Source organism: Vagococcus fessus (assembly GCF_003987565.1).
Lineage (GTDB): Bacteria > Bacillota > Bacilli > Lactobacillales > Vagococcaceae > Vagococcus_D > Vagococcus_D fessus.
Genome location: NZ_NGJY01000002.1, coordinates 659,052 through 683,826, shown reverse-complemented (window position 1 = coordinate 683,826; position 24,775 = coordinate 659,052). Strand labels below are relative to the sequence as shown.

The window sequence follows — 24,775 nt, the reverse complement described above, 5'->3', positions numbered from 1 at the left end:
TCACTAATGCTTTTCTTAAATATACGCAATAAAAATAAAATAAAATAAATAACAGACTGAATGTTAAAAAAAATTTACATTTAGTCTGTATAATGTTACATTTGAGAGGTGGAAAGGGTGTGTAGAAGATTATTACAAATAGAATGAAAGTATTGCGAGCTGAACGTAATTGGACGCAGCAAGATTTAGCTAAAAAACTTGGAGTGACGAGGCAAACTATTTCTTCTATTGAAAAAGGTAAATATTCTTTATCCTTAAAATTGGCTTTTGAAATCTCAGAAATCTTTGAGGTAGAGTTATTAGATGTCTTTAATAATGAAGGGAGCGAGAAGAATGAATGAAAAAATAAAAGCTAAACTCGCTATTCTACCAGATAATCCTGGATGTTATTTAATGAAAAATAGCGAAGGGACTATTATTTATGTTGGGAAAGCTAAAGTCTTAAAAAATAGAGTACGGTCATATTTTACTGGGAGCCACAATACTAAAACTGAAAAATTGGTTAGTGAGATAGATGATTTTGAATACATTGTAACGGAATCTAACAAAGAAGCTTTATTGCTAGAGATTAACTTAATTCAAAAAAATCAGCCACGTTATAATATTTTACTAAAGGACGATAAAAGCTACCCTTTTATAAAAATTACAAATGAAAAATACCCTCGCTTGATGATAGTAAGACAAATCAAAAAAGATAAAGCTCTTTATTTTGGTCCGTATCCTGACTCTAAAGCGGCGAATGAGACTAAAAAATTATTAGATCGACTTTATCCTCTTAGAAAATGTAGTTTAAATTCTAAAAAACCGTGTTTGTATTATCATTTGGGGCAGTGTTTATGTCCAAGTGTTTTTGATGTCTCGCCAGATGTTTATGTTGAGATGGTTGAAGAAATTAAAAGTTTTTTAAATGGTAATTTTCAAGGGATTCAAAAAGAGTTAAAACGTAAAATGTTAGAGGCTTCAGAAAAACTTGATTTTGAAAAAGCAGCAGAGTATAGGGATCAATTGAGTGCGATTGATACTGTAATGATGCCACAAAAGATGACACAAACAGACTTTGTTAACCGTGATATTTTTGGTTATTCAGTTGACAAAGGGTGGATGTGTGTTCAGGTTTTCTTTGTAAGACAAGGTAAAATTATTGAACGAGATGTTTCGTTATTCCCGTTTTATGGAGAGGCAGAAGAAGACTTTTTAACCTATATGTGGCAGTTTTATCAAGAAAGTTCACACATCGCGCCGAAGGAAGTTTTCATTCCTCAAGGTGTTGATAAGGAAAGTGCAGAGTTGCTTTTAGATTCTTCTGTTTTCCAACCGCAACGTGGTGATAAGAAAAAATTGGTAGAGTTGGCTTCTAAAAATGCTGAAGTTGCTTTAAAAGAGAAGTTTGATTTAACGTTAAGGAAGCAAGAAAGAACATGTGGTGCTGTGGAACGGTTGGGAGAAATACTCAATATTCCTAATCTTCGCAGAATTGAAGCGTTTGATAACTCGAATATAATGGGAACAAACCCTGTTTCTGCAATGGTCGTATTTGTGGATGGTAAGCCTTTAAAAAGTGCGTATCGTAAATATAAAATTAAGACGGTAACTGGACCAGATGATTACGCCTCTATGCGTGAAGTGATTTACCGACGCTATTCACGAGTATTAAAAGAGGAGTTACCATTTCCTGATTTAATTGTAATTGATGGAGGAAAAGGGCAGGTAGATATTGCAAAAGATGTGCTAGAAAATCAACTAGGCGTTTCAGTTCCGGTAGCAGGATTAGCTAAAAATGATAAGCATCGAACAAGTGAGTTATTATATGGGGATGACCTTAGTGTTGTGCCATTAAAACGAAATTCTCAGGAATTTTTCTTGCTACAACGTATTCAAGATGAAGTTCATAGGTTTGCGATTACGTTCCACAGACAGTTAAGAAGTAAAACAAGTTTTGCTTCGCAATTGGATGGTATTGAGGGACTTGGACCTAAGAGAAAGAAACAATTATTGGTAGCGTATAAATCATTAAAAAATATTCAAGCAGCGTCAATTGAAGAGCTAGAAAAGGTTGGCATGCCAAAGAATGTTGCAACAAATATTTACGAGCATTTTAGAAAAGACAAAATAGAAGGAGTGGAATAAATGTTAGAAGTAAAGACTATTTCTAAAACATTTGGAACGATGAAAGCCGTTGATGGTATTTCATTTACGATAAATGATGGAGAAATTTTAGGACTAATTGGTCAAAATGGAGCAGGTAAAACAACGACGTTTCGTTTAATATTAGATTTTTTACAGACAGATACTGGGGAAGTATTATGGAATGGCCATCCTTTAACGGCGAATGACTATAATATTATTGGGTATTTACCTGAAGAGCGGGGTCTGTATCCTAAGATTAGTATTGAAGAGCAATTGATTTACTTTGCTAAGTTGAGAGGAAAAACTAAAAAAGAGATTTTACCTAAAATTGATTTTTGGATGGATAAGTTTCAAGTTAAAGGAAAGAAAACAGATAAGGTAAAAGCACTCTCTAAAGGGAATCAACAAAAAGTACAATTGATTTCAACCCTTATTCATGAGCCAAAATTGATTATTTTAGATGAGCCGTTTAGTGGGTTAGATCCCGTGAATGCGGAGCTTTTAAAAGAAGGGATTATAGAGTTGAAAGACAAGGGAGCGTGCGTTATTTTCTCTAGTCATAATATGGATAATGTAGAAAAAATTTGTGACCATTTAATTATGTTACGAAATGGTGAGATGGTATTAGATGGGAAAGTTGCTGATATTCGTCAAGCATTCGGTCGTACAAAATTAGTTATCGATTCAAAATTACCAGTGGAAGAAATTGAAGCAGTTGAAGGTGTTTTAGGGATTGAAAAAGAAATTGATGGGTCATATAGTGTGACACTTGCCCATGAAGAAGCGGGTAAAGAAATTTTTGAAAAAGCAGCGGCATTAGGTTATATGCCTGTCTTTAATCAAGTACCACCGACACTAGAAGAAATATTTAAAATGAAAGTAGGTGAAGGCCGTGAATAAATTTTGGATTGTAGCCTTAGAAACTTTTAAGCGTAACGTGAAGAGTGTGTCATTTTTAGTGATGATTATTTCACCATTTATTATGATTGGATTTACACTGTTAGCGAGCTTTGTAGGTGCTAAGTTTTCAGAAACGTCAGATATAGCGGTTATTTCTGCTAATCAAGAGCTTCGTCAAAATTATATTAAAGGTTCGACATTAGAAGTTGATAAAAAAGTGACGACAGAAGCTGAAGCTAAGAAAGCCTTGGAAGCAAAAGATATCGACGGGTACTTAATTATTAGTTTTAATGAAAAAGAAGAGACAGTTACAGGTGAGTATACCGGAACGACTAAAATGGGAACGTCAGATGAGTTAGCGATGACGCAAAATTTAACGGCGACTCAATTAGATATTACCAGCAAAAAAATGGCGTTATCTAAAGAACAAATCGCTCAGTTGAATGCTCAAGCAGAGTTGAAGAGTAAAACGGTTGAGTTTAAAGATGGCAAGATGAAAGAGAAGAATGCCAATCATTTAGCGATGTCAATGGGTTCTATTTTTATCACACTTGCGATGTACATGATTATTTTAATGTATGCTCAAGTGACAGCATCAGAAGTAGCGTCTGAAAAAGGAACGCGTATTATGGAGATTATTCTTTCAAGTACGTCAGCCTCAAAACATTTTTATGGTAAAGTAATGGGGATTTTCTTAGTCATTCTAACTCAAGTAGGTATTTACCTTCTTGCAGGTCTTGGTGGGTTTATGGTAGTGAAAGATATGCCTGTTGTTAAGGACTTCTTATCTATTATGTCGATTAAGGAGTTGCTACTAGGTGTGTTTGGCTATAACATGTTGTATTTATTATTAGGTGTTATTATTTATACGATTTTATCAGCGTTATGTGGCTCGTTAGTTTCTAAAGCCGAAGATGCAGGTAAAGCAGTAGCGCCTGTTACGTACCTAACAATATTTGGATTTATGATTAGTATGATGTTTGGCATGAGTAATCCGCAACATATTTTGATGAAAGTAACGTCATATATTCCGTTTCTATCATCATTTACAATGCCATCACGTATTGCCAATGGGGCTGTAAGTACATCTGAAATTTTGATTTCACTTGTGATTTTAGCAGTGACAACTCTTGTATTATTAAAATTCTCAGCGTTAATGTATCATTCAACATCACTGGCTTATGGTGATGATGGCATGATGAAAACATTGAAAAAATCATTTACTTCTATGAAACAAGAAAGAAGGCAACGAAAAAACCGATGATTTCTCATCGGTTTTTTTATTTTAGCGATAGTCCGCATAGCCAGCAGTTAAATAGGCATGAAGATGTTCTTTTTCAGTTTCAGATGTAAAGGCCCCGTTAACGGCATTATGATTTAATTTTTCCATACAAGCGTAATCGATGTGATACCAATTAGCTAATTTTTCATATTCATCCGTTAGAGTTGTATTAGATACGGTACGGTTATCGGTATTGATGGTGATATTTAAGCCTGCATCTAAGAATTTTTGGAAAGGGTAGTCTTTTAATTCAGTTACGGCTTTTGTTTGGAAATTACTAGTAGGACACATTTCAATCGTGGTCTGGTTAGTTAAACAGGCATTAAGAACAGAATCATCTTTTTGAATGGCAATACCATGTCCAATACGAGTAGCACCTAGTTCGATAGCGGTCATCACGTTATGAGGACAACCACATTCGCCGGCGTGTAAAGTAATAGGTAGGTCATGTTCTTTGGCAATCGATACAACGGATTCGAATAGGGCTGTTGGGTAATTGGCTTCATCACCGGCTAAGTCAAAACCGACCACGCCTTTTCCGTAGAATTGTCTAACGGCGTTAACGACTGATTGGTTAGTAGTCTCGTCATGATGGCGCATGCCGCACAGAAGTGCATTAGCTTTAACACCAAATTCTTTTTCTCCTCGTTTTAACCCCATCACAACGGCTGTTACGATTTGTTCGATAGTTAATCCTTTACGGTTGAATAAAAGTGGAGCGAAACGAACTTCAATATAGCGGACATTTTCTTCTGCAACTTGCGCGATCAGGTCATAACTAATCAATTCAATTGCTGATTCTTCTTGAAGATAAGGAAGAACAACGTCAAAGCGTTCAAGGTATTCTAAGAGACTGGTACAGTCTTCAGGTGCGACTAATTTATTTTTTAAAGCGTCACCGGTCCAAGGCAAAGGTTGGTTTTGTTGTTCGGCTATCTGTTCTAAAATATGTGGACGGACTGAACCGTCTAAATGGCAATGTAATTCAATTTTAGGTAAGCGTTTTATAATTTCTCTTTTCATAAAGACCTCCAATAAAAATTTGATTATATTGCTACTAACTATACAGCTTTTCATTAAATAAATCTAGTTAAAATTAACAGTTAGAATGAAAAGAATTTGAGGTGAAATAACTCGGTATAGACAGAATTTTTTTGAGTATCGTATAGGTAATATGGTATACTAATACGTATCTATAGTCTTTTAAGTAGAGCTAAAAAGAGTGTTTAACTAGGAAAGGAGCTAGGAATGATGACAGAGAAAAAACCATTTTATATAACAACACCGATTTATTATCCTAGTGGCAAATTACATATTGGAAGTTCATACACGACAATTGCGTGTGATGCTGTAGCTAGATATAAACGATTAACAGGACATGAGGTATTTTACCTAACAGGTCTAGATGAACATGGTCAAAAAATCGAACAAAAATCTGAAGAGATGGGTATTTCACCGCAACAATATGTGGATGAAATGGCTGTTGACGTTCAAAAATTATGGAAAGATTTAGATATCAGCAATGATAAATTCATTCGTACGACAGATCCAGAACACGTGGAACGTGTCCAACAAATTTTTGAGCGTTTACTAGCACAAGGCGATATTTATTTAGGGGAATATGAAGGATGGTACTCAGTATCAGATGAAGAATATTTCACCGAAAATCAATTAGCTGAAGTTTATAAAGATGAAGACGGTAAAGTCATTGGTGGGAAAGCACCGAGTGGTCATGAAGTAGAATTAGTAAAAGAAGAATCTTACTTCTTCAAGATGAGCAAATATGCTGATCGTTTACTAGAGTACTACAATGAAAATCCTGACTTTATTCAACCAGCATCTCGTAAAAATGAAATGATTAATAACTTTATTAAACCAGGTTTAGAAGATCTTGCAGTTACACGTACGACATTCTCATGGGGTGTCCCGGTTCCAAGTAACCCTAAACATGTGGTTTATGTTTGGATTGATGCGTTATCAAACTATATTACAGCTTTAGGTTATGGTAGTGAGGATGATAGCAATTTCCAAAAATTCTGGCCTGCTAGTGTACACATGGTTGGGAAAGAAATCGTACGTTTCCACACGATTTACTGGCCGATTATGTTAATGGCGCTTGATTTACCATTACCAGAAAAAGTTTACGCTCACGGTTGGATTGTGATGAAAGATGGAAAAATGTCTAAGTCTAAAGGAAATGTTGTCTACCCAGATATGCTAACAGAGCGTTATGGCTTAGATGCATTACGTTATTATTTATTACGTGCGATTCCATTTGGAAATGATAGTGTCTTCACACCAGAAGATTTCGTAGCACGTGTTAATTATGATTTAGCAAATGATTTAGGGAACTTATTAAACCGTACAGTTGCGATGATTAACAAATATTGTGACGGCGTTGTTCCTAAATACAACTCACAAGTGACTGATTTTGATAGTGAATTATCAACAACAGCAGCTAATGTGATTGGTAACTACCATAAAGCAATGGAAAATATGGAATTTAGTGTGGCACTTCAAGAAGTGTGGACATTAATTTCACGTGCCAATAAGTATATTGATGAGACTGAGCCTTGGGTCCTTGCTAAAGATGAAGAAAAACGTGCAGAGTTAGATAGCGTTATGGTTCATTTAGCTGAGGCATTAAGAATTGTAGCGATTCTTTTACAACCTGTTTTAACAGAATCACCTAAGAAAATCTTTGAACAATTAGGATTAAATACATCTGACATGTCAATTACTGATATTCGTTTCGGTGAATTCCCTGAAAATGTCAAAGTAGTAAGTAAAGGAACACCAATTTTCCCTCGTCTTGATACTGAGGTAGAAGTAGCTTACATTAAAGAAAAAATGAATGAAAAAACAATAGAATCTTCTGAAGACTTTACTTGGGACCCAACTGAAACAGAGTTAGTATCTGTTAAAGACAAAGAAATCAAATACGATGACTTTGATAAAGTGGAACTAAAAGTAGCAGAAGTTATTGATTGTAAAAAAGTAAAAGGGGCAGACAAATTATTACAATTCCGTCTAGATGCTGGCGATAAAAATCACCGTCAAATTCTTTCAGGTGTTGCAGAATTTTACCCTAATCCAGAAGATTTAATTGGTAAAAAAGTCATGGTGGTTGCTAACTTAACACCACGTAAAATGCGTGGCGAAATTAGTCAAGGTATGATTTTATCAGCTGAATATGATGGAAAACTTAAAATCATGGAAGCACCAAAAGGCGTGCCGAATGGTTCAGTAATCGCATAATGACAGATAACGACTGAAAGCTAGCGATTAGTTTTCAGTCGTTTTGTTCTGTCACATAAAAGGAGTGAATAAAATGATATTTGATACACATACCCATTTAAATGTGGCGCAATTTTCTGAAGATGTTCCTGAAACGATTGAGCGTGCTAAAGAATTAGGCGTGAGTGAGATGGCCATTGTTGGATTTGATTACCCAACTATCGAAAAATCATTAGAATTAAGCCGAGAGTATGATAATTTATACAGTATTATTGGCTGGCATCCTACAGAAGCGGGAAGTTATGATAAAGAGGTTGAGGCTTATTTACAAGAGCATTTAACATTACCTAAAGTCGTTGCTTTAGGAGAGATTGGCTTAGATTACCACTGGATGGAAGACCCTAAAGACGTTCAAGAGAAAGTATTCCGTCGTCAAATTGCGATTGCAAGAGAGATGAATTTGCCAATCAGTATTCACACTCGTGAGGCGATGGAAGATACGTACGCGATTCTTAAAGATGAAGGGATTCACGATATCGGTGGCATCATGCATAGTTTTAGTGGTGATACAGAATGGATGAAACGTTTCTTAGATTTAGGAATGCATATTTCATTGAGTGGTGTGGTAACATTTAAAAAAGCAATCGAAGTTCAAGAAGTGGCACAAGCCGTTCCAATGGATAAGTTATTGATTGAAACTGATGCACCGTACTTAGCACCTGTTCCTTACCGTGGAAAACGTAATGAACCTGGGTATACCCGTTATGTTGCTGAAAAAGTGGCAGAATTACGTGGTTGTCAGTGGGAAGAGGTTGCCAAACAGACACAAGAGAATGCTCATCGTCTCTTTAGGTTAGGTGAGTAATGACGGATAAAATAAGAATTAAAGAAATTATTGTTGTCGAAGGTAAAGATGATACGAAACGATTACAGCAAGTTGTGGAGTGTGACACGATTGAAACGATTGGTTCCGCCATTAACGATGATATTCTAGAACGTATTCAACATGCAGAGGAAGTTCGTGGCGTTATTGTTTTTACTGACCCTGATTTTTCAGGTGAAAAGATTAGAAAAATTGTCACGGAAACCGTTCCAAGTGCGAAACATGCGTTTATTTCGAGAAAAGAGGCAGCGCCAACCAAACGTGGCAATAGCTTAGGCGTGGAACATGCTAGTGACGAGGCTATTTTAGAAGCATTAGCAAACGTGTTGACACCTTTAGATGACACGGTTCAAACCGTTGAGATACCGAGAGAATTACTTATGTATTTTGGGTTGATTGCAGGACCGAGTGCTAAAGCAAGACGAGAAGCATTAGGTGATTATTTGCGAATAGGGTATACTAATGGTAAACAATTATGCAAACGATTGGCGATGTTTCAGATTACAGTAGAAGAATTGAAAACAGCTATGGCAGTTGTATTAGAGGAGGAAGAAAGTGGAGGAATATAAAGAGATAGCAACCCCCAGCCGTACCCGTGATATATTAAAACAGTATGGTTTTTCATTTAAAAAAAGTTTAGGGCAAAATTTCCTGACAGAACCTAATATTTTAAGAAATATTGTGTTCGCAGCGGATTTAGACCGTCAAACAAACGTCATTGAGGTGGGGCCTGGTATTGGCGCATTGACAGAGCATCTAGCGCGTTATGCTAACCAAGTCTTAGCATTTGAAATTGATGGCCGTTTAATTGAGGTTTTAGAGGATACAATGTCTCCTTACCCTAATGTTACAGTGGTGAATCAAGATGTCTTAAAAGCTGATTTAGAGACGATTACAGATGAGGTCTTTGATGAAAAGTTACCTCTAAAAGTGGTCGCTAATTTACCATATTATATTACAACACCAATCATGATGCATTTTCTACAATCTAAATTAGATGTAGCTGAAATGGTTGTCATGATGCAAAAAGAAGTGGCAGATAGAATTACGGCAGAGCCAAGTACGAAAGCGTATGGCTCACTTTCAATCGCTGTTCAGTACTATATGGAAGCATCGGTTGCGTTTATCGTTCCGAAAACAGCCTTTGTGCCGCAACCTAATGTTGATTCAGCGATTATTAAGTTGACACGTCGTGATGAGCCCGCTGTTCAAGTGAAGGATGAGAAAGCATTCTTTAAATTAACGAAAGCATCATTCCAACAACGTCGTAAAACATTATGGAACAATTTACAAGCAACTTATGGCAAAGAAGAAGAAACGAAAGCACACCTAGCTAAAGCGCTAGAAGAAGCTGGGATTGATCCGAAACGTCGTGGTGAAACCTTAACGTTACAAGAGTTTGCTAACCTATCAAATGCGATGGGCAGTATGTAAACGAGTATAAAAAGAGCGATGCCCATTAGGGCATCGCTCTTTTATTTAAATTTCCGACAATTAAAAGCTTTAATTGTCTAGAAAAGGGGGGCGTTTTTAGCGGATAACTTCTTCAGTCTCTTTATCGAAGAAATGTCCTTTGTTTAAGTTGAAAGCAAGGTCGATAACTTCACCTGGCGTATAAGTTGCACGAGCATCTACTTTAGAGATGAATTCTGTGTCACCAACCATTGTATAAAGCATAGTTTCAGCACCTAGTAATTCTGAAACGACAACTTCAGATTTAACTACAGTGTCTGGTGAAGCGTCCATCACGATAGGTTCGCTATGGATATCTTCTGGACGAATACCGAAGACTAAATCAGTATTGTTGTAGCCTTTTTCTTCTAACATTTTATATTTACCTTCAGGAACTTTTAATTCTAAACCATGTCCATTAGTAATGATGCCATCTTTAAGAGAAACATTGAAGAAGTTCATAGCAGGTGAGCCGATGAAACCAGCAACAAACATGTTGTTTGGTGTATCGTAAACTTCTTTTGGAGAACCGATTTGTTGGATGAAACCGTCTTTCATAATAACGATACGGTCAGCCATTGTCATCGCTTCAGTTTGGTCATGAGTAACGTAGATTGTAGTTGTTTCTAAACGACGGTGTAATTTTGCGATCTCAGCACGCATAGCCACACGTAATTTAGCATCTAAGTTTGATAAAGGCTCATCCATAAGGAAGACTTTAGCATCACGAACGATAGCACGTCCTAATGCGACACGTTGACGTTGTCCACCTGATAAAGCGGCAGGCTTACGGTGTAAATATTCTGTTAAACCTAAAATATCAGCAGCGTTATCAACACGTTGTTTAATCTCATCTTTAGGGTATTTACGCAATTTAAGACCAAAGGCCATGTTATCGAAAACAGTCATATGTGGATATAATGCGTAGTTTTGGAATACCATCGCGATGTCACGGTCTTTAGGAGCCACATCATTCATCACAGTATCGCCAATTGTTAGTTCGCCTTCACTGATGTCTTCTAGACCTGCAACCATACGAAGGGTTGTTGATTTACCACAACCTGAAGGTCCTACGAATACGATAAACTCTTTATCTTTAATATCTAAGTTAAAATCCGTTACAGAATAAAAATCATTATTGTCATATTTTTTATGAATACCTTTTAGTGCCATTTCTACCATTAGAAATCCCTCAACTTTCGGTTATTAGTTTATAAACAAAGTATAGTTGAAAGCGGTATCTTTGCGCAATGTGTAAGTTGCACAATGAAAGTAGGTGCTTTTTCGTCAATGTGACCAAGTGCTTAAATAATAAAAGGATTGTGGTACACTAAAAGAAAAAAGAAGGGTGTTGTTAGGATGAAAATTGCATTAGTAGCACATGATAGAAAAAAAGAGACAATCATTAAATTAGCAACGGCTTATCAACCAATTTTGGAGCAACATGAGTTATTTGCAACAGGGACAACAGGTTTGAAAATTATGGAAGCAACTGGACTTAAGGTTCACCGTTTTAAATCAGGCCCACTTGGTGGTGACCAACAAATCGGGGCTATGATATCAGAAAATAAAATGGATATGATTATATTTTTACGTGACCCATTAGCTTCACAACCCCATGAACCAGATGTTAATGCCTTGATACGTTTAAGTGATGTTTATGAAATTCCCTTAGCAACCAATATAGGTGCGGCAGAGGTGCTGATACGTGGATTGGCAAATGGATTTTTAGACTTCCGTCAAGTGGTTAAAGAAGAACCTCAGAAACCGTTAAGTGCTTATTAATTTTTGATACTCTTTAATAGTGCTAGGCTTACATTCATGCTATAGTAGTAGATGGTATTTTATACCAAATTATCAGAGTAGGAAATAAAGCGTTAAGTGTTGAGTGGATGGGATGTTGCCACTCGAACGAAGGATAATTTGACGAAGAGAGACGTCTTTCATTAAGCGGGAACATGAGAGCGTCGATTGAAGCAGTATCGTTAATCTATTCGCGGTTTTATTTTCGCATTCGCTGCATAGTATGTAGCAGCTCTACTAAGGAGATGCACAAAATGTCAAAAAGAAAAGTATCAACACAAGGTATCGCATTAATGGGAATATTAATGGCGTTACAATTAATTTTAACGCGTTTCTTAGCAATCGAAACGCCATTTGTTAGAATCAGTTTCTTGTTTATTCCTACGGTCATCATGGCGATGATTTTTGGACCAGTGTTAACTGGAGCGGGGTCAACCCTTGCTGATTTTATCGGGATTGTCTTGTTTCCAAAGACGGCCCCTTATTTTCCAGGATTCTCGGTTTCAACCTTTGTAACAGGTTGGATTTATGGAGTTTTCTTCTATAAAAAGAAAATGTCTCTAAAAAAAATCATGCTGGCAAGTTTCTTAATTGAATTGATTGTCGATATTGGGATGAATACGTTATGGTTATACATCATGATGGGGAAACCCGCACTTGTAAATATTCCGGTTAGAATAACAAAATCACTGATTTTATTTCCAATAAAAACAGCGGTTATCTATTGGTTAAGTCATCATAGTGGTCTAGATAAACAAATCAAGAAGTTTAGAAGCTAAGCTTTATTATCCCGCAAGTTAGTTAAATAAAACATCTACGACCTGTCATTAGTTTACTAATGACAGGCTCTTTTTATGTCTGAAGGGTTCAGATAAGCATGTTTCAAAACCCTATGTTAAAATAACACTATAGATAGTATAAATGTATAAAAGTTGAGGCAGGAGTGAGACAGGTATGATCAATTGGTTAGTCAGTTTAGATGCTTGGCAACAAGCACTAGTAGGGACATTATTTACATATGGTATGACAGCTCTAGGGGCTGCATTGGTATTTTTCTTTAAGGATATTAAAAAAGATATTTTAAACTTAATGCTTGGTTTTGCATCAGGCGTCATGATTGCGGCTAGTTTTTGGTCATTATTAGATCCTGCGATTGAACAAGCAGAAGCGAATGGGTCTATTCCGTGGTTAGTAGCAGGAATAGGGTTTGCAGCAGGGGGATTATTCTTATATGCAGCAGACCGGTTAATTCCGCATATGCACTTCGGACCTAATCAAGAAGTTGAAGGGATGCCGAGTCATTTAAAACGAACTATTTTATTAGTATTTTCAATCACACTACATAACATTCCAGAAGGTTTAGCAGTAGGGGTGGCCTTTGGGGCGGCCAATCAAATGGTAAACCCAACAGCCGGTGTACTTGCTGCTGTGTCCGTTGCAATTGGGATAGGGATTCAAAACTTCCCAGAAGGGGCAGCTGTTTCAATTCCACTTCGTCAAGAAGGCTTAAGCCGTTGGAAAGCTTTCTTATATGGTCAAGCATCAGGGATTGTCGAACCGATTGCCGGTGTGTTAGGTGCGATATTAGTTACGAAATTAACATCAGTTCTTCCGTATGCTTTAGCGTTTGCGGCAGGTGCGATGATTTATGTAGTAGTAGAGGAATTAATTCCAGAGGCCCAACAAAATTCATCAAGTAAAAATCATCACGCTGTGTTTGGTGTGATGGTCGGATTTATTATCATGATGGTATTGGATGTGGCATTAGGGTAATAAAAAAAGCTAAGCTGAATTAATCAGCTTAGCTTTTTTTAATGTGAGTGGTTATGTTTAGGTTTGAAAAAGTAATTAGCTAGTAAAATAACTAGGACCATTGGAATAATGATGTGAAGAATGACACCGATTAGACCACCTAACATGATTGAAAAAAATGAGAAGACGAAGATAAATCCGATAATCCTCATAATAGTTGATAATAAAGTTGTTTGATTTGTCATATCCGTGTCACTCCTTAAAGTTGTTTTCTTAATACATTAACTATACCTTTGATAGTGTTTAGATGTATCCACCTTAAGTCCCATCTTTTATGGGACAATGGTCTAAAGTTGGTTCGTTTATTGGTTATTGAACGGATAGATTAAGAATTTGGCATTAATTATTATAATTGGTTAAGTATATACTGTAAGCGATTGATATTGGTAACAATTTATAGTATTTATTAGTATAATGGAACATGATAACTGACAGTGATTTTTTGCTGTTCAAATAAATTATTGGAGGAATATATTATGAGTAAAGAATTACAAGCATTTTTAGATGCCAACTTAAATGAATTAAAGAATAAAGGTCTTTATAATGAAATTGAACCTTTACAAAGTGCTAATGGCCCGATTATTACAATTGGTGGCAGTGATTTAATTAATCTTTCTTCAAATAACTATCTTGGTTTAGCAACAGATGAGCGTTTAATCGAAACAGCTAAAGACGCTTTAGATAAATGGGGAGCAGGAGCAGGAGCTGTTCGTACAATCAACGGAACATTAGATGTTCATTTAGATTTAGAAAAAGAATTAGCAAAATTCAAAGGAACTGAAGCAGCGATTGCTTACCAATCAGGTTTCAACTGTAACATGGCAGCTATCTCAGCTGTTATGGGTAAAAAAGACGTGATTCTTTCTGATGAATTGAACCATGCGTCAATTATCGACGGGTGTCGTTTATCAGGTGCTAAGATTGTTCGTGTTAACCACTCTGATATGGAGGACTTCCGTACAAAAGCGAAAGAAGTTCGTGAGTCAGGTTTATATGAAAAAGCAATGTTTATTACAGATGGTGTTTTCTCAATGGACGGCGATATTTGTAAATTGCCTGAAATCGTAGAAATTGCAAAAGAATTCGACTTAATGGTTTACGTTGATGACGCTCATGGTTCAGGTGTATTAGGCCACGGTCATGGTACAGTAAAACATTTTGGTTTGGAAAAAGAAGTAGACTTCCAAATTGGAACATTATCAAAAGCAATTGGTGTTGTTGGTGGCTATGTAGCGGGTAAACAAGATTTAATCGATTGGTTAAAAGTTCGTTCTCGTCCATTCTTATTCTCAACAGCTTTAACGCCAGCAGATGCAGCAGCAGCAACTCGTTCTCTTAAAATTTTAGATGAAGACACTAGTTTAAATGAAAAACTGTGGGAAAATGCGACTTATTTCAAAGAAAAATTACAAGCAATGGGCTTTAAAACAGGTATTACTGAAACACCTATCACACCAGTAATTATTGGTGATGAGCAAAAAGCGCAAGATTTCAGCAAACGTTTATACGAAGAAGGCGTGTATGTAAAATCAATCGTCTTCCCAACAGTGCCACTAGGAACTGGTCGTGTACGTAACATGCCAACAGCGGCTCATACAACAGAGATGTTAGACCAAGCGTTAGCGATTTATGAAAAAGTTGGAAAAGAATTCGACTTAATTTAATTCAATATAAAGGAGAGAATGAACAATGAAAAAAGTATTAGTAACCGGTGCGTTAGGCCAAATCGGTTCTGAATTAGTTTACCGTCTGCGCCAAGATAATGGAATGGATAGCGTGATTGCAACTGATATTCGTAAAATTGAAGGAAGCCCTGTGTGTGAAGAAGGAATTTTTGAAATTCTTGATGTAACAGACTATGATAAATTTTTAGCTTTAGCTAAAGATAACAATGTTGATACAGTTATTCACTTGGCAGCTCTACTTTCAGCAACTGCAGAAGCGCGTCCGGCCTTTGCTTGGAACTTAAACATGACTGGTTTAATGAATGGTCTTGAAGTAGCACGTGAACTAGATACTAAATTCTTTGCCCCATCATCTATTGCAGCTTATGGTCCAGATTCACAACCAGATAACACGCCCCAAGATGATTTAATGCACCCAACAACAATGTATGGTGTGACAAAAGTAGCCGGTGAATTACTAGCGGATTATTACTACACTAAATATGGTGTTGATACGCGTTCAGTCCGTTTCCCAGGTTTGATTTCTTATAAAGTAGAACCAGGCGGTGGGACAACTGACTATGCAGTAGATATTTATTATGAAGCTCTTAAATCAGGCTCTTACAAATCATTTATCGCAGAAGGGACATCAATGGATATGATGTATATGGATGATGCGATTGAAGCGATTATTAAATTGATGACAGCTGATCCAAAACGATTGGTTCACCGTAATGCCTTTAATATTACAGCGATGGCGTTCACTCCTGAAGAAATTGCAGCATCAATCCAAAAAGTAATGCCAGAGTTTGAAATGGGTTATGATGTTGATCCAGTTCGCCAAGGAATTGCAGAATCATGGCCAAACTCAATCGATGCAACATGTGCAAAAGAAGAATGGGATTTCTCTCCAAAATTCGATTTAGATGGTATGACAAAAGAAATGCTAGAAAAATTAACAGTGAAATTAAAAGCTGAAGGTAAAATTTAATTTCAAAACCACTTCTTAAACAGAAGTGGTTTTTTTGTGTCTTTAGGTAAAGTTGTATCAGTCAAAATAGTTTATTTTTTCAAAAGATACCGTTACTATAAGGATAGAGACACGATTAAGATTGAAGGAGTGGTCGTATGAATCAAATGAAAGAAAAACAAAAAATTATCCTAGTAGGAGCGGGCGATGTAGGTTCAAGTTACGCTTTTGCGTTAGTAGCACAAAATATTGGGCGAGAACTAGGGATTATTGATTTAAATATCGGAAAAAGTGAAGGCGATGCCTTAGATTTGTCTGATGGATTAGCTTATACCTCTCCAAAGAAAATATATGCTGCAACTTATGCGGATTGTCATGATGCAGATTTAATCGTCTTAACAGCAGGAGCAGCTCAAAAAGAAAACGAAACACGATTGGATTTAATCAATAAAAATTTAAAAATTACACAATCGATTGTATCAGAGATTATGGCAAGTGGATTTGATGGTATTTTCTTAGTTGCCAGTAATCCAGTTGATATTTTAACGTACGCCGTTCAAAAATTCTCAGGCTTACCTAAGCACCGTGTGATTGGGTCAGGGACGTCGCTTGATAGTGCGCGTTTCCGTCGTTCGCTTGCTAAAATTATTGATGTGGATGCACGTGACGTTCATGCGTATATCATTGGCGAACATGGTGACACACAATTCCCAGTTTGGTCACATGCTAATGTTGGTGGTTTACAAATTTACGAATGGGTAAAAAAACAACCAGATATTACAGAAGAACGTCTGATTGATTTGGTTTCAGATGTTAGAGATGCGGCTTATAAAATTATAGAGCGTAAGGGGTCGACTCATTACGGTATTGCAATCGCATTGGCTCGTATTACAAAAGCTATTTTTGATGATGAGAATGCGATTTTCCCATTATCTGTAGCACTAGACGGTGCATATGGTGAAGAAGATGTTTATATCGGGTCGCCAGCAGTTATTAACCGAGAAGGTATTCGTCAAGTTATCGAAATTCCTTTAAATGATGTTGAAAAATTGAAAATGCAAGAATCTGTTGCTACGATTAAAAAAATGCAAACAGAAGCTTTCTCAAAACTTGATTAAAAACTAGCTCGCTGATTATCAGTGAGCTAGCTTTTTTTGGTTAAGAAACTATTAAGAAGCTAAGTCTTTCAAGGGCTTTAGCGATTAGGTATAATAGGAGAAAAGGTCTGGAGGGATTAGTATGACAAATACAATATTAGTGGTCGATGATGATAAAGAAATCAGACAGGCCGTTAGAATATATCTTGAACAAAAAAATTATGCAGTGATTGAGGCAGTAGATGGATTAGATGCACTTGAAAAATTAAAAAATGCAACAGTTCATCTTATTATTTTAGATGTAATGATGCCTAAGCTAGACGGTATTGCAACAATGCAAAAAATACGAGAATCGAAAAATGTTCCAATCTTAATGTTAAGTGCTAAAAATGAGGAAGTTGATAAAGTGATGGGTTTAACGAATGGTGCTGATGATTATTTGAGTAAACCGTTTAGCCCGCTCGAATTATTGGCTCGTGTTGAATCTCTATTACGACGGTATCTATCTTTAGGTGAATTTGAAACGACTCAAAATGCTGATATTTTGGAAGTGAATGGTTTAGTGCTAGACAGAGTAGCTAAAAAAGTCATGGTAGAAGGGCAGGAGGTAAAATTAACTCGAACAGAGTTTAAAATTACAGAGCTTCTAATGATGCAGCCAGGTCGAGTGTATTCAATCGATGACATTTATGAAACAGTTTGGCAGGAACCTAGCTTTAATTCGGATAATACAGTGTCTGTTCATATCCGTAAAATTAGAGAAAAGATAGAAGTAAACCCTAAAAATCCTAAGTATCTAAAAGTAGTGTGGGGGGTAGGTTATAAAATTGAAAAATAGAGGGCTGGTTCTTACTTTAGCAATCATCCTAGTAGCCATTACATCCATTTGGTTTAAAACGATGGGAGCGGTAATATCAAATAAAAACAGTCAGTTTGATCAATTAACCGTAGAAAGAGAATTAAGTGATGTGTATGTCTACAATTATTTAGAAAGCTATGATAAGAACAAGATTAAGTCTTCGGATATAAGTGAAGCAGAAATAGAAGAGTATCGTTATCGTTTTGGAAATTTAGGAACACAGGTCTTAGATATTACAGAACAATATCAAAGTAGTATTGCGCAAGCAAAGCAAGATAAGTCTCCTCAAAAAGAGGCTGCGCTAGTAGAGGAACGTGATCAAAAGATATCTGCCGTAGTAGATAATTATAGGGATGAAGATAAAGTAAGGAAGAAAATTGTTAAAGAATACAATCAAGAAATTCTAGATAATAAAGATCAAATCGTGAAGGATTATACCCCTTTAATCAAAACAATCAAAGAAAAATATTGGTATTATTTAGTTGATGCTGAAGGAAATGTTTATAAGAATAAAGAATTTAGTAAAGTTAATATGTCAGAGGAAAATATTTATGAGTATCTGAAAAAAGAAACAGTAGCTAAACCAATTGAAATTGATATGGCAATAGAAGCGCCACAAGTTTTAACCTATACGTGGAGAGCTTCTGCATCAGGCCATTCATTACGCGGTGTCGTTGCGATTGCTAAAGGATCTGAGTTAGAAAAGGACTATATTAGAGAAGCTCAAAAAATAAAAAATCAACGCATGTCATTTAGTGGGAGTCTAGTATTGCTTATTATAGGAGCTGTTATTTGCTATTTTTATTTGAAAAGTCCGAATAAATCAAGGTTAGTGACAATGTGTAATAAAATTCCATTAGATAGCCGAGTGTTGATACTTATTTTTACGTTAGGTACATTCATCTTTGTGACTCGTTTAGGGACGCTCCGATACTTTCCTATAGGGGTTCTACTCCTAATACTTGTGCTTTCTTTACTATTAAGTATAGCCGTTATTATATTGTCTAAAAGTAGTTATATAAGTTGGGAAAAGTTAAGTCGTGATCATCAAATTAAAGCATTTTTTAAAGAAACATGGCCAGTTAAGATTGTAGGATTATGTATGGAAATGATTCGAAAACTACCAATCTTTTTACAAGTGTTGGGAGCGGTCTGCCTAGTTGTAGGTATTAGTTTTAATATAGCGACAGTCTTTTTACAGTTTTATAGTGATACCCAAATCAGTTGGCTAATTACATTAGCAATAGGCGGAAGTTTACTTGTTATATTTACGCTGTTAATGTGGCGTAGAGAAGTCAGAATTGACCAACTAAAAGGTGAGTTAAACAAAGTTTTAGCAGCCTATAGTGATAATGTAGATCAAAGTCATACAACAGCTGATATGTTATTAGATATGGATGAATTAAAAGCTGTTATCTCACAAGTTACCGCTAATAGCAGACAATCAGAAGCACTGAAAACAGAACTCTTAACAAATGTGAGCCATGATTTAAGAACGCCTCTAACTTCCATTATTTCGTATGGTGATTTGTTAACCAAAGATAATTTAACAGAAAAAGAACGATTAGAGTACACAGAGATTATTAATCGAAATGCTGATCGTATGAAAAAATTAATTAATGACTTATTTGATGTCACTAAATTAAATAATGGTGAAATAAGGTTAAGTAAGCAGACTGTGAATATGGGGCAATTATTAGAACAATCTGTAGCTGAATATGAAGAAGAATTGGAAAAAAAAGAATTGAAATTAATCGTGACAAAACCAGCTGAACCTATACTAGTTTCGGTGGATGGAGATAAGATGTGGCGGGTTATTGATAATTTGATGGGGAATATTATTAAATACAGTTTACCTCACACAAGAGTTTATCTTCGTTTAGAGGAATTACCAGATAGAGTTAGTATACAATTGAAAAACATTTCTAAATATGAATTAAATGAGAATGCGCAGCAATTAGTGGAACGCTTCACTCGTGGTGATTCCGCTAGGCAAACAGAAGGCTCAGGTTTGGGCTTGGCAATTGTTAATGCGATTGTATTACTTCATGGAGGTAAACTAGATATCGTGGTGGATGGTGATATGTTTAAACTAACTATTCTATTACCGAAAGATTAAAAAAACTCCCTAGCAAGGGAGTTTTTTTAATCGCGTTTCATAATAGCGAAACCGACACCGTCAGGACCGACATGCACACCTAAGGCAGGTGTTACTTGGTCAAATAGAAAAATATTACTATGTGGAAGACGCTCTTTAATGGTGGCCATTAAAGCTTTAGCATCTTCGGGACAATTAGAATGTGCAACACCAATATCATACAGTGTACTAGATGCGACAAATTTTTCAGCATCTTGAATCATTTTTTCTAAGCTACGCTTACGGCCACGAGCTTTAGTAACAGTGTGATACACGCCTTCTTCATTACAAGAGATGACAGGATGTAGATTTAATGCTTGACCGATCACAGAAGAGACAAGACCAATACGGCCACCTTTTTTCAAATACTCTAGGGTCGGTAAGCTAAAGTAAACTTTAGCATTTGGAATATTGGCGATTAGGCGTTCTTCAATCGTCGCGAGGTCTAAACCACTATCAATTAATTCTTTGGCATAGACGCCTTGAAGCGCAGCGCCCATCGTAATATTTTTAGTATCAATCATCGCTGTTTCTAGTTGTGGGAAATGTTCTAAATTAAGTTTTAAAGCATTATATGTCCCACTTAAACCAGTTGAGATAGTCAATACGATAGCTTGAGTATAGCCATCAGCAAGAATTTGTTCTACGATGGCATGGATGGCATTTCCATCAGGTAACGATGTAGAGGGGATTTCTGTATCTAAACGTGCATAAATTTCATCGGAAGTAATCGTAACATTATCAATATAAGTTGCATCTTTGTAAATAATATTTAACGGGACTTCGTAAATCCCAGCTTGATTTGAAATATCTTTTGGTAAATCTACTCCAGAGTCTACTAGTAAGGCAATAGAATTTTTCATAGGTTAGTTATCCTCAGTTTCTGTATGTTTAGTGGGTATACGATCAATCGTATATTCGGCTATAAGCTTAGCAACAAGTGAAATTGTCGCCATTTGTATGGGCAAATAATTAGTATCTACGAGTGGCATTTCAAGCTTTTCGAGGTCATCGATAACAAGAAATTGTTGAACAGTATCTTCCATCTGCTGACAAAATTGATCGTAGTTAATACGGTAATCAATGCCTTCTCCTTGTTGTGTAGCAATTCCTTTTTGAACGATAGACATATCGAAGGATTGTTTTAGCGTTGTGATAATAATAAGTTTAGCAAGATGTCTACGGTCGTATTTCTTTTTTTCCGGAGGTAAAACCCATCTTTTTTTGACGTAGTTATTAATCATTGCAGATGTAATTAAATGTTGATTGCTAGACCCTAACTTGAAAGGAAGGGTATAACGTTCGACTAAAGTTACAAGTTGGTCCATGTAAATAGGGATGTCAGGTAACTCGTGCCAACGAGGCAAATGTATACTATTAAGATTGGTTTGCCAATGAATATCTGAATCGGGCATGTAAATGATCTCCTTGATTATTTTATCTAGTTTCCAAAACTATATCATAAGGTTTTAAAAAAAACAATAGAAAAAAGGACTTCCTAATGGAAGCCCTTTTTTTCTAATAATGATGGATTACTTGCCGAAAAGACCTTTTACTTTGTCTAACATACCTTCAGCGTTATGTAATGCTTCACCAGCATTTTCACCTAATAAACCTGTAAGATCGTGGATTTTATCTCCGATATCTTCTTTGTGCTCTTCGATGAACGCTTTAGCGTCTTCTAATTTGCCATCATTTAACATTTCTTTAGCTTTTGCTACTAATTCTTCTGGTTTCATAACTAGTCATCTCCTTCAATAAGATAAGAAAATAATATCATGATATATTAACACTGCGCAATATAAAACAAGCGATTATTAAAACTTAACTATCATTTTGGTTAGAAAAGTGCACAAAATAGTAGTTAATACTGGATATGGAACTGAAAATAACGTTCTGTAAATGTTTCTTAATTAAAAAATGTATCAAGTGGTCCAAAACGATACCCACTTCCATGAACTGTAATGATGTAACGTGGCTCTTTAGGATCAGGCTCGATTTTTTTTCTAAGATCTTTAATATGAGAATCAATAATTCGATCATGACCATCGAAATCTATCCCTTTCACTTGGTCGAGTAACTCACTTCTAGAGAAATATTTTGTGGGGTTACCAGCTAAAGTGAGTAATAATAAGTATTCTGAGTGTGTAAGCTTTACTTCTTGACCTTGAATAAAAACTTGTCTTGATGATGGGGTGATGCAAAGGGTTCCTTCATCAAAGAGCATAATATCAGAGTGTGAGTTATTACTTTGATGTTTGATTATTTTATTTAGTCGAGCTACTAATTCTTGGTAACGAATAGGTTTTGAAAGGTAATCATCGGCTCCGGCAGATAGGCCAGCCACCACATTAGTTTCGTCGTTAAAAGCACTAATAATAATAAGAGGAATTTGATAAGTTGTTTTAAGTTCTTCTATATAATAGTAATCATTTCCTTCGGATGAGAGGGGATCGATTAGAAGAAAATCTATTTGGTTAGTAGAAATAAGTTCTGTCAGCTGACTTTTAGACTCAGCTTGAAATACTGTGTAGTTTTGTGATTCTAAAAAAGATTTTAATTTTTTAGAATCATTTGAGTCATTATCCAACAAAATAATCTTCATATTAAACGTCCTTTCTAATAAAAATTAGTATGATAAGCCAATAATAGCATAGCACTACTGTTTTTTACAAAAGCATGGATATCTAAATTACGCTAAAATTATCAAATGTTATCGTTATATTTCAATCGTTACGATTCCGATATTCAGCCTTATCTCCATAAAATCTACACATCTATAAGGTATCGTATGAGGGTAGGTAAAACTCGTATTAAAAAGAGTTAAAATAAAGGAGAACACAACAACTATGAAAAAGAGTTTAATTTTAGCGCTAACAGCTATTACAATGGGTGTATCGAGTCCGTTAGTTAGTTTAGCAGATAGTATTGATGATAAAATCCAAGCAGCAGATAATAAAATTGATGCGATAGCAAAAGATAAAGCTGAAGCAGATGCTTATCTAGGTTCATTAGAATCTGATATTTCACAATTAGAAGCGGAATATGAGGCAACATTAGCAGAAAAAGTTTCAAATGAGAAAAAATTAAATAAGATCAATGATAAAGTTAGTGTTTTAAAAGAAAAAATTGAAAAACGTAAAGTTCAAATCGAAAAACAAGCACGTAATGCACAGTTGAATTCGAATGAATCACCGTTAATTTATATCTTAACAAATTCAGAGTCATTAACAGATGCGATCACTAAAGGATTAGCAATGACTAAATTAGTGTCAACAAATAATGATGTTATGGCTACACAGAAGAAAGATAAAGAAAAGTTAGTTGTGTTACAAAATGAAATGGCAGAAAAAATCGAAGTCATTACAGAAAAAACAACAGAGCTAGCAGCTAATAAAGAATCATTACTTGAAGCAAAATTAGAACAAGCGGTTAAGATTAATGAAATTGGTGCAGCTTTAGCAACGGAAAAGGCTGAAAAATCTAAATTTGTCAAAGAAAAGAAAAAAGCAGAAGCACGTCGTAAAGCTGAACTAAAACGTTTAGCAGAAGAGAAAAAACTACAAGAGAAGTTACAAAAGCAAGCGGAAGAAGAGCAAGCACGCCAAGCAGAGATTGCGAAAGAACAAGCTCAAAAAGAACAAGCAGCTCAAATTAAAGCAGAGCAAGAAGCTAGAGCTAAAGCTGAACAAGAGCAAGCAGCGAAAGAACAAGCTCAAAAAGAAAAAGACGCACAACAGGTAATTGAGGAAACTCAAGTTACAGAAGCGACAACAGAAACACAAGAAGAAACTCAAGTTACAGAAGCGACAACAGAAACACAAGAAGAAACTCAAGTTACAGAAGCGACAACAGAAACACAAGAAGAAACTCAAGTTACAGAAGCAACAACAGAAACACAAGAGGAAACTCAAGTTACAGAAGCAACAACAGAAACACAAGAAGAAACAGTCACAGAAACAGAAGTGGTGGAACAAACTCAAGAAGAGCCACAACCAGAAGCTGAAAAAGAAGAAGTAGCAACACTGCCAGCAACAGGCTCAGGTTGGTCATCACCTTTATCAGGTGCTCTGATTGTGACAAGTCCGTTCGGATATCGACAAGATCCAAATGGTGTTTCAGGTAATGGACATGACGGAATAGATTTAGCAGGATCACATGGTACGCCAATTTTAGCGGCTAAATCAGGAACTGTGGCACAATCAGGTTTTGACCCTTCAGCCGGTAACTATATTATTATTGATCATGGCGATGGGTACTATTCTTACTACATGCATATGAGTAGTCTGATTGCAGGAGCAGGTCAAAGTGTTTCGACTGGTCAAACAATCGGTTTAATGGGAACTACAGGGAATTCAACCGGAGTTCATTTACATTTTGGTGTAGCGACAGGAATCTGGAGTGGATTTGTAAATCCAGCACCTTTATTAGGAATTTAAAAAGAATCTAGACAGGAAATCTGTCTAGATTCTTTTTTGTTTGATAAAAACGACAGAAAAATGAACATAAATTTTCAAAAAGTAGTTGATAGGTGTGATAAAATGCTACAATA

General features: G+C 35.9%; 24 protein-coding genes and 1 riboswitch. Of the genes, 17 read left to right on the top strand and 7 right to left on the bottom strand.

The window, feature by feature from the left end:
* Positions 1-143 precede the first annotated feature (143 nt).
* The 4 genes from CBF31_RS07525 to CBF31_RS07510 are packed head-to-tail and all read left to right on the top strand — an operon-like array spanning position 144 to position 4,291.
* Complete coding sequence (locus CBF31_RS07525; protein WP_126831768.1) at positions 144-341, top strand: helix-turn-helix transcriptional regulator; 198 nt, start codon at positions 144-146, stop codon at positions 339-341.
* A complete protein-coding gene (gene uvrC, locus CBF31_RS07520) occupies positions 334-2,127 on the top strand; it encodes an excinuclease ABC subunit UvrC (protein WP_126831767.1) in 1,794 nt (597 codons plus the stop codon). Before CBF31_RS07525 ends, uvrC begins: the two co-directional genes overlap by 8 nt.
* Positions 2,128-3,027, top strand: coding sequence for an ABC transporter ATP-binding protein (locus CBF31_RS07515; RefSeq protein WP_126831766.1), 900 nt, complete (start codon positions 2,128-2,130; stop codon positions 3,025-3,027). It abuts the gene before it with no gap.
* Positions 3,020-4,291 (top strand): ABC transporter permease, encoded by a 1,272-nt coding sequence (locus tag CBF31_RS07510; RefSeq protein WP_126831765.1) that lies wholly within the window; start codon positions 3,020-3,022, stop codon positions 4,289-4,291. The genes CBF31_RS07515 and CBF31_RS07510 overlap by 8 nt, the downstream gene beginning before the upstream one ends.
* 21 nt (positions 4,292-4,312) lie before the next feature.
* On the opposite strand, the gene add is transcribed toward CBF31_RS07510, so the two are convergent.
* Entirely contained in the window at positions 4,313-5,332 is a 1,020-nt protein-coding gene (gene add / locus CBF31_RS07505) for an adenosine deaminase (protein WP_126831764.1), read from the bottom strand.
* 228 nt (positions 5,333-5,560) lie between these two features.
* On the opposite strand from add, the gene metG reads away from it, so the two are divergent.
* The 4 genes from metG to rsmA all read left to right on the top strand — a co-directional run bounded on the left by metG (position 5,561) and on the right by rsmA (position 9,863).
* Complete coding sequence (gene metG / locus CBF31_RS07500; RefSeq protein ID WP_126831763.1) at positions 5,561-7,567, top strand: methionine--tRNA ligase; 2,007 nt, start codon at positions 5,561-5,563, stop codon at positions 7,565-7,567.
* Between the two features lie 73 nt (positions 7,568-7,640).
* Positions 7,641-8,411: a TatD family hydrolase gene (locus CBF31_RS07495; protein ID WP_126831762.1), complete on the top strand. Its 771-nt coding sequence runs from the start codon at positions 7,641-7,643 to the stop codon at positions 8,409-8,411.
* Positions 8,411-8,998 carry a ribonuclease M5 gene (gene rnmV / locus CBF31_RS07490; protein WP_126831761.1) on the top strand — a complete coding sequence of 196 codons (588 nt, stop codon included), beginning with the start codon at positions 8,411-8,413 and terminating at the stop codon, positions 8,996-8,998. The genes CBF31_RS07495 and rnmV overlap by 1 nt, the downstream gene beginning before the upstream one ends.
* On the top strand, positions 8,985-9,863 hold the full coding sequence (gene rsmA, locus CBF31_RS07485) for a 16S rRNA (adenine(1518)-N(6)/adenine(1519)-N(6))-dimethyltransferase RsmA (protein ID WP_126831760.1): 879 nt from the start codon (positions 8,985-8,987) through the stop codon (positions 9,861-9,863). Before rnmV ends, rsmA begins: the two co-directional genes overlap by 14 nt.
* A gap of 96 nt (positions 9,864-9,959) precedes the next feature.
* Here the strand turns inward: rsmA and CBF31_RS07480 are convergent, their stop codons facing one another.
* A complete protein-coding gene (locus tag CBF31_RS07480) occupies positions 9,960-11,063 on the bottom strand; it encodes an ABC transporter ATP-binding protein (protein WP_126831759.1) in 1,104 nt (367 codons plus the stop codon).
* 177 nt (positions 11,064-11,240) lie between these two features.
* Here CBF31_RS07480 and mgsA point away from each other — a divergent pair, with 177 nt between their 5' ends.
* From mgsA to CBF31_RS07465, 3 genes are all read left to right on the top strand, one after another.
* Positions 11,241-11,666 (top strand): methylglyoxal synthase, encoded by a 426-nt coding sequence (mgsA, locus tag CBF31_RS07475; protein ID WP_126831758.1) that lies wholly within the window; start codon positions 11,241-11,243, stop codon positions 11,664-11,666.
* 71 nt (positions 11,667-11,737) lie between these two features.
* Positions 11,738-11,903: riboswitch (THF riboswitch) on the top strand.
* Positions 11,904-11,938: 35 nt separating this feature from the next.
* Positions 11,939-12,463, top strand: coding sequence for a folate family ECF transporter S component (locus tag CBF31_RS07470; protein WP_170167908.1), 525 nt, complete (start codon positions 11,939-11,941; stop codon positions 12,461-12,463).
* Between the two features lie 175 nt (positions 12,464-12,638).
* Positions 12,639-13,457, top strand: coding sequence for a ZIP family metal transporter (locus CBF31_RS07465; RefSeq protein WP_126831756.1), 819 nt, complete (start codon positions 12,639-12,641; stop codon positions 13,455-13,457).
* 38 nt (positions 13,458-13,495) lie between these two features.
* Here CBF31_RS07465 and CBF31_RS07460 read toward each other — a convergent pair whose 3' ends face one another.
* Entirely contained in the window at positions 13,496-13,681 is a 186-nt protein-coding gene (locus CBF31_RS07460; protein WP_126831755.1) for a hypothetical protein, read from the bottom strand.
* A gap of 288 nt (positions 13,682-13,969) precedes the next feature.
* On the opposite strand from CBF31_RS07460, the gene CBF31_RS07455 reads away from it, so the two are divergent.
* The 5 genes from CBF31_RS07455 to CBF31_RS07435 all read left to right on the top strand — a co-directional run bounded on the left by CBF31_RS07455 (position 13,970) and on the right by CBF31_RS07435 (position 20,205).
* Positions 13,970-15,160 (top strand): glycine C-acetyltransferase, encoded by a 1,191-nt coding sequence (locus tag CBF31_RS07455; protein ID WP_126831937.1) that lies wholly within the window; start codon positions 13,970-13,972, stop codon positions 15,158-15,160.
* A gap of 25 nt (positions 15,161-15,185) precedes the next feature.
* Complete coding sequence (locus tag CBF31_RS07450) at positions 15,186-16,151, top strand: NAD-dependent epimerase/dehydratase family protein (protein WP_126831754.1); 966 nt, start codon at positions 15,186-15,188, stop codon at positions 16,149-16,151.
* Between the two features lie 137 nt (positions 16,152-16,288).
* Positions 16,289-17,248, top strand: a complete 960-nt coding sequence (locus tag CBF31_RS07445) for an L-lactate dehydrogenase (protein ID WP_126831753.1) — start codon at positions 16,289-16,291, stop codon at positions 17,246-17,248.
* 121 nt (positions 17,249-17,369) lie between these two features.
* Positions 17,370-18,065: a response regulator transcription factor gene (locus tag CBF31_RS07440; protein ID WP_126831752.1), complete on the top strand. Its 696-nt coding sequence runs from the start codon at positions 17,370-17,372 to the stop codon at positions 18,063-18,065.
* Positions 18,055-20,205, top strand: a complete 2,151-nt coding sequence (locus tag CBF31_RS07435) for a sensor histidine kinase (protein ID WP_126831751.1) — start codon at positions 18,055-18,057, stop codon at positions 20,203-20,205. The genes CBF31_RS07440 and CBF31_RS07435 overlap by 11 nt, the downstream gene beginning before the upstream one ends.
* Positions 20,206-20,231: 26 nt before the next feature.
* On the opposite strand, the gene CBF31_RS07430 is transcribed toward CBF31_RS07435, so the two are convergent.
* The 4 genes from CBF31_RS07430 to CBF31_RS07415 form a co-directional block, all read right to left on the bottom strand.
* Positions 20,232-21,086, bottom strand: a complete 855-nt coding sequence (locus tag CBF31_RS07430) for a DegV family protein (RefSeq protein WP_126831750.1) — start codon at positions 21,084-21,086, stop codon at positions 20,232-20,234.
* Between the two features lie 3 nt (positions 21,087-21,089).
* On the bottom strand, positions 21,090-21,590 hold the full coding sequence (locus CBF31_RS07425; RefSeq protein ID WP_170167907.1) for a DUF1836 domain-containing protein: 501 nt from the start codon (positions 21,588-21,590) through the stop codon (positions 21,090-21,092).
* 165 nt (positions 21,591-21,755) lie between these two features.
* Entirely contained in the window at positions 21,756-21,962 is a 207-nt protein-coding gene (locus tag CBF31_RS07420) for a hypothetical protein (RefSeq protein ID WP_126831748.1), read from the bottom strand.
* Positions 21,963-22,132: 170 nt separating this feature from the next.
* Complete coding sequence (locus CBF31_RS07415) at positions 22,133-22,828, bottom strand: response regulator transcription factor (RefSeq protein ID WP_126831747.1); 696 nt, start codon at positions 22,826-22,828, stop codon at positions 22,133-22,135.
* Positions 22,829-23,072: 244 nt separating this feature from the next.
* On the opposite strand from CBF31_RS07415, the gene CBF31_RS07410 reads away from it, so the two are divergent.
* Positions 23,073-24,662 (top strand): peptidoglycan DD-metalloendopeptidase family protein, encoded by a 1,590-nt coding sequence (locus CBF31_RS07410; protein WP_126831746.1) that lies wholly within the window; start codon positions 23,073-23,075, stop codon positions 24,660-24,662.
* Positions 24,663-24,775 lie beyond the last annotated feature (113 nt).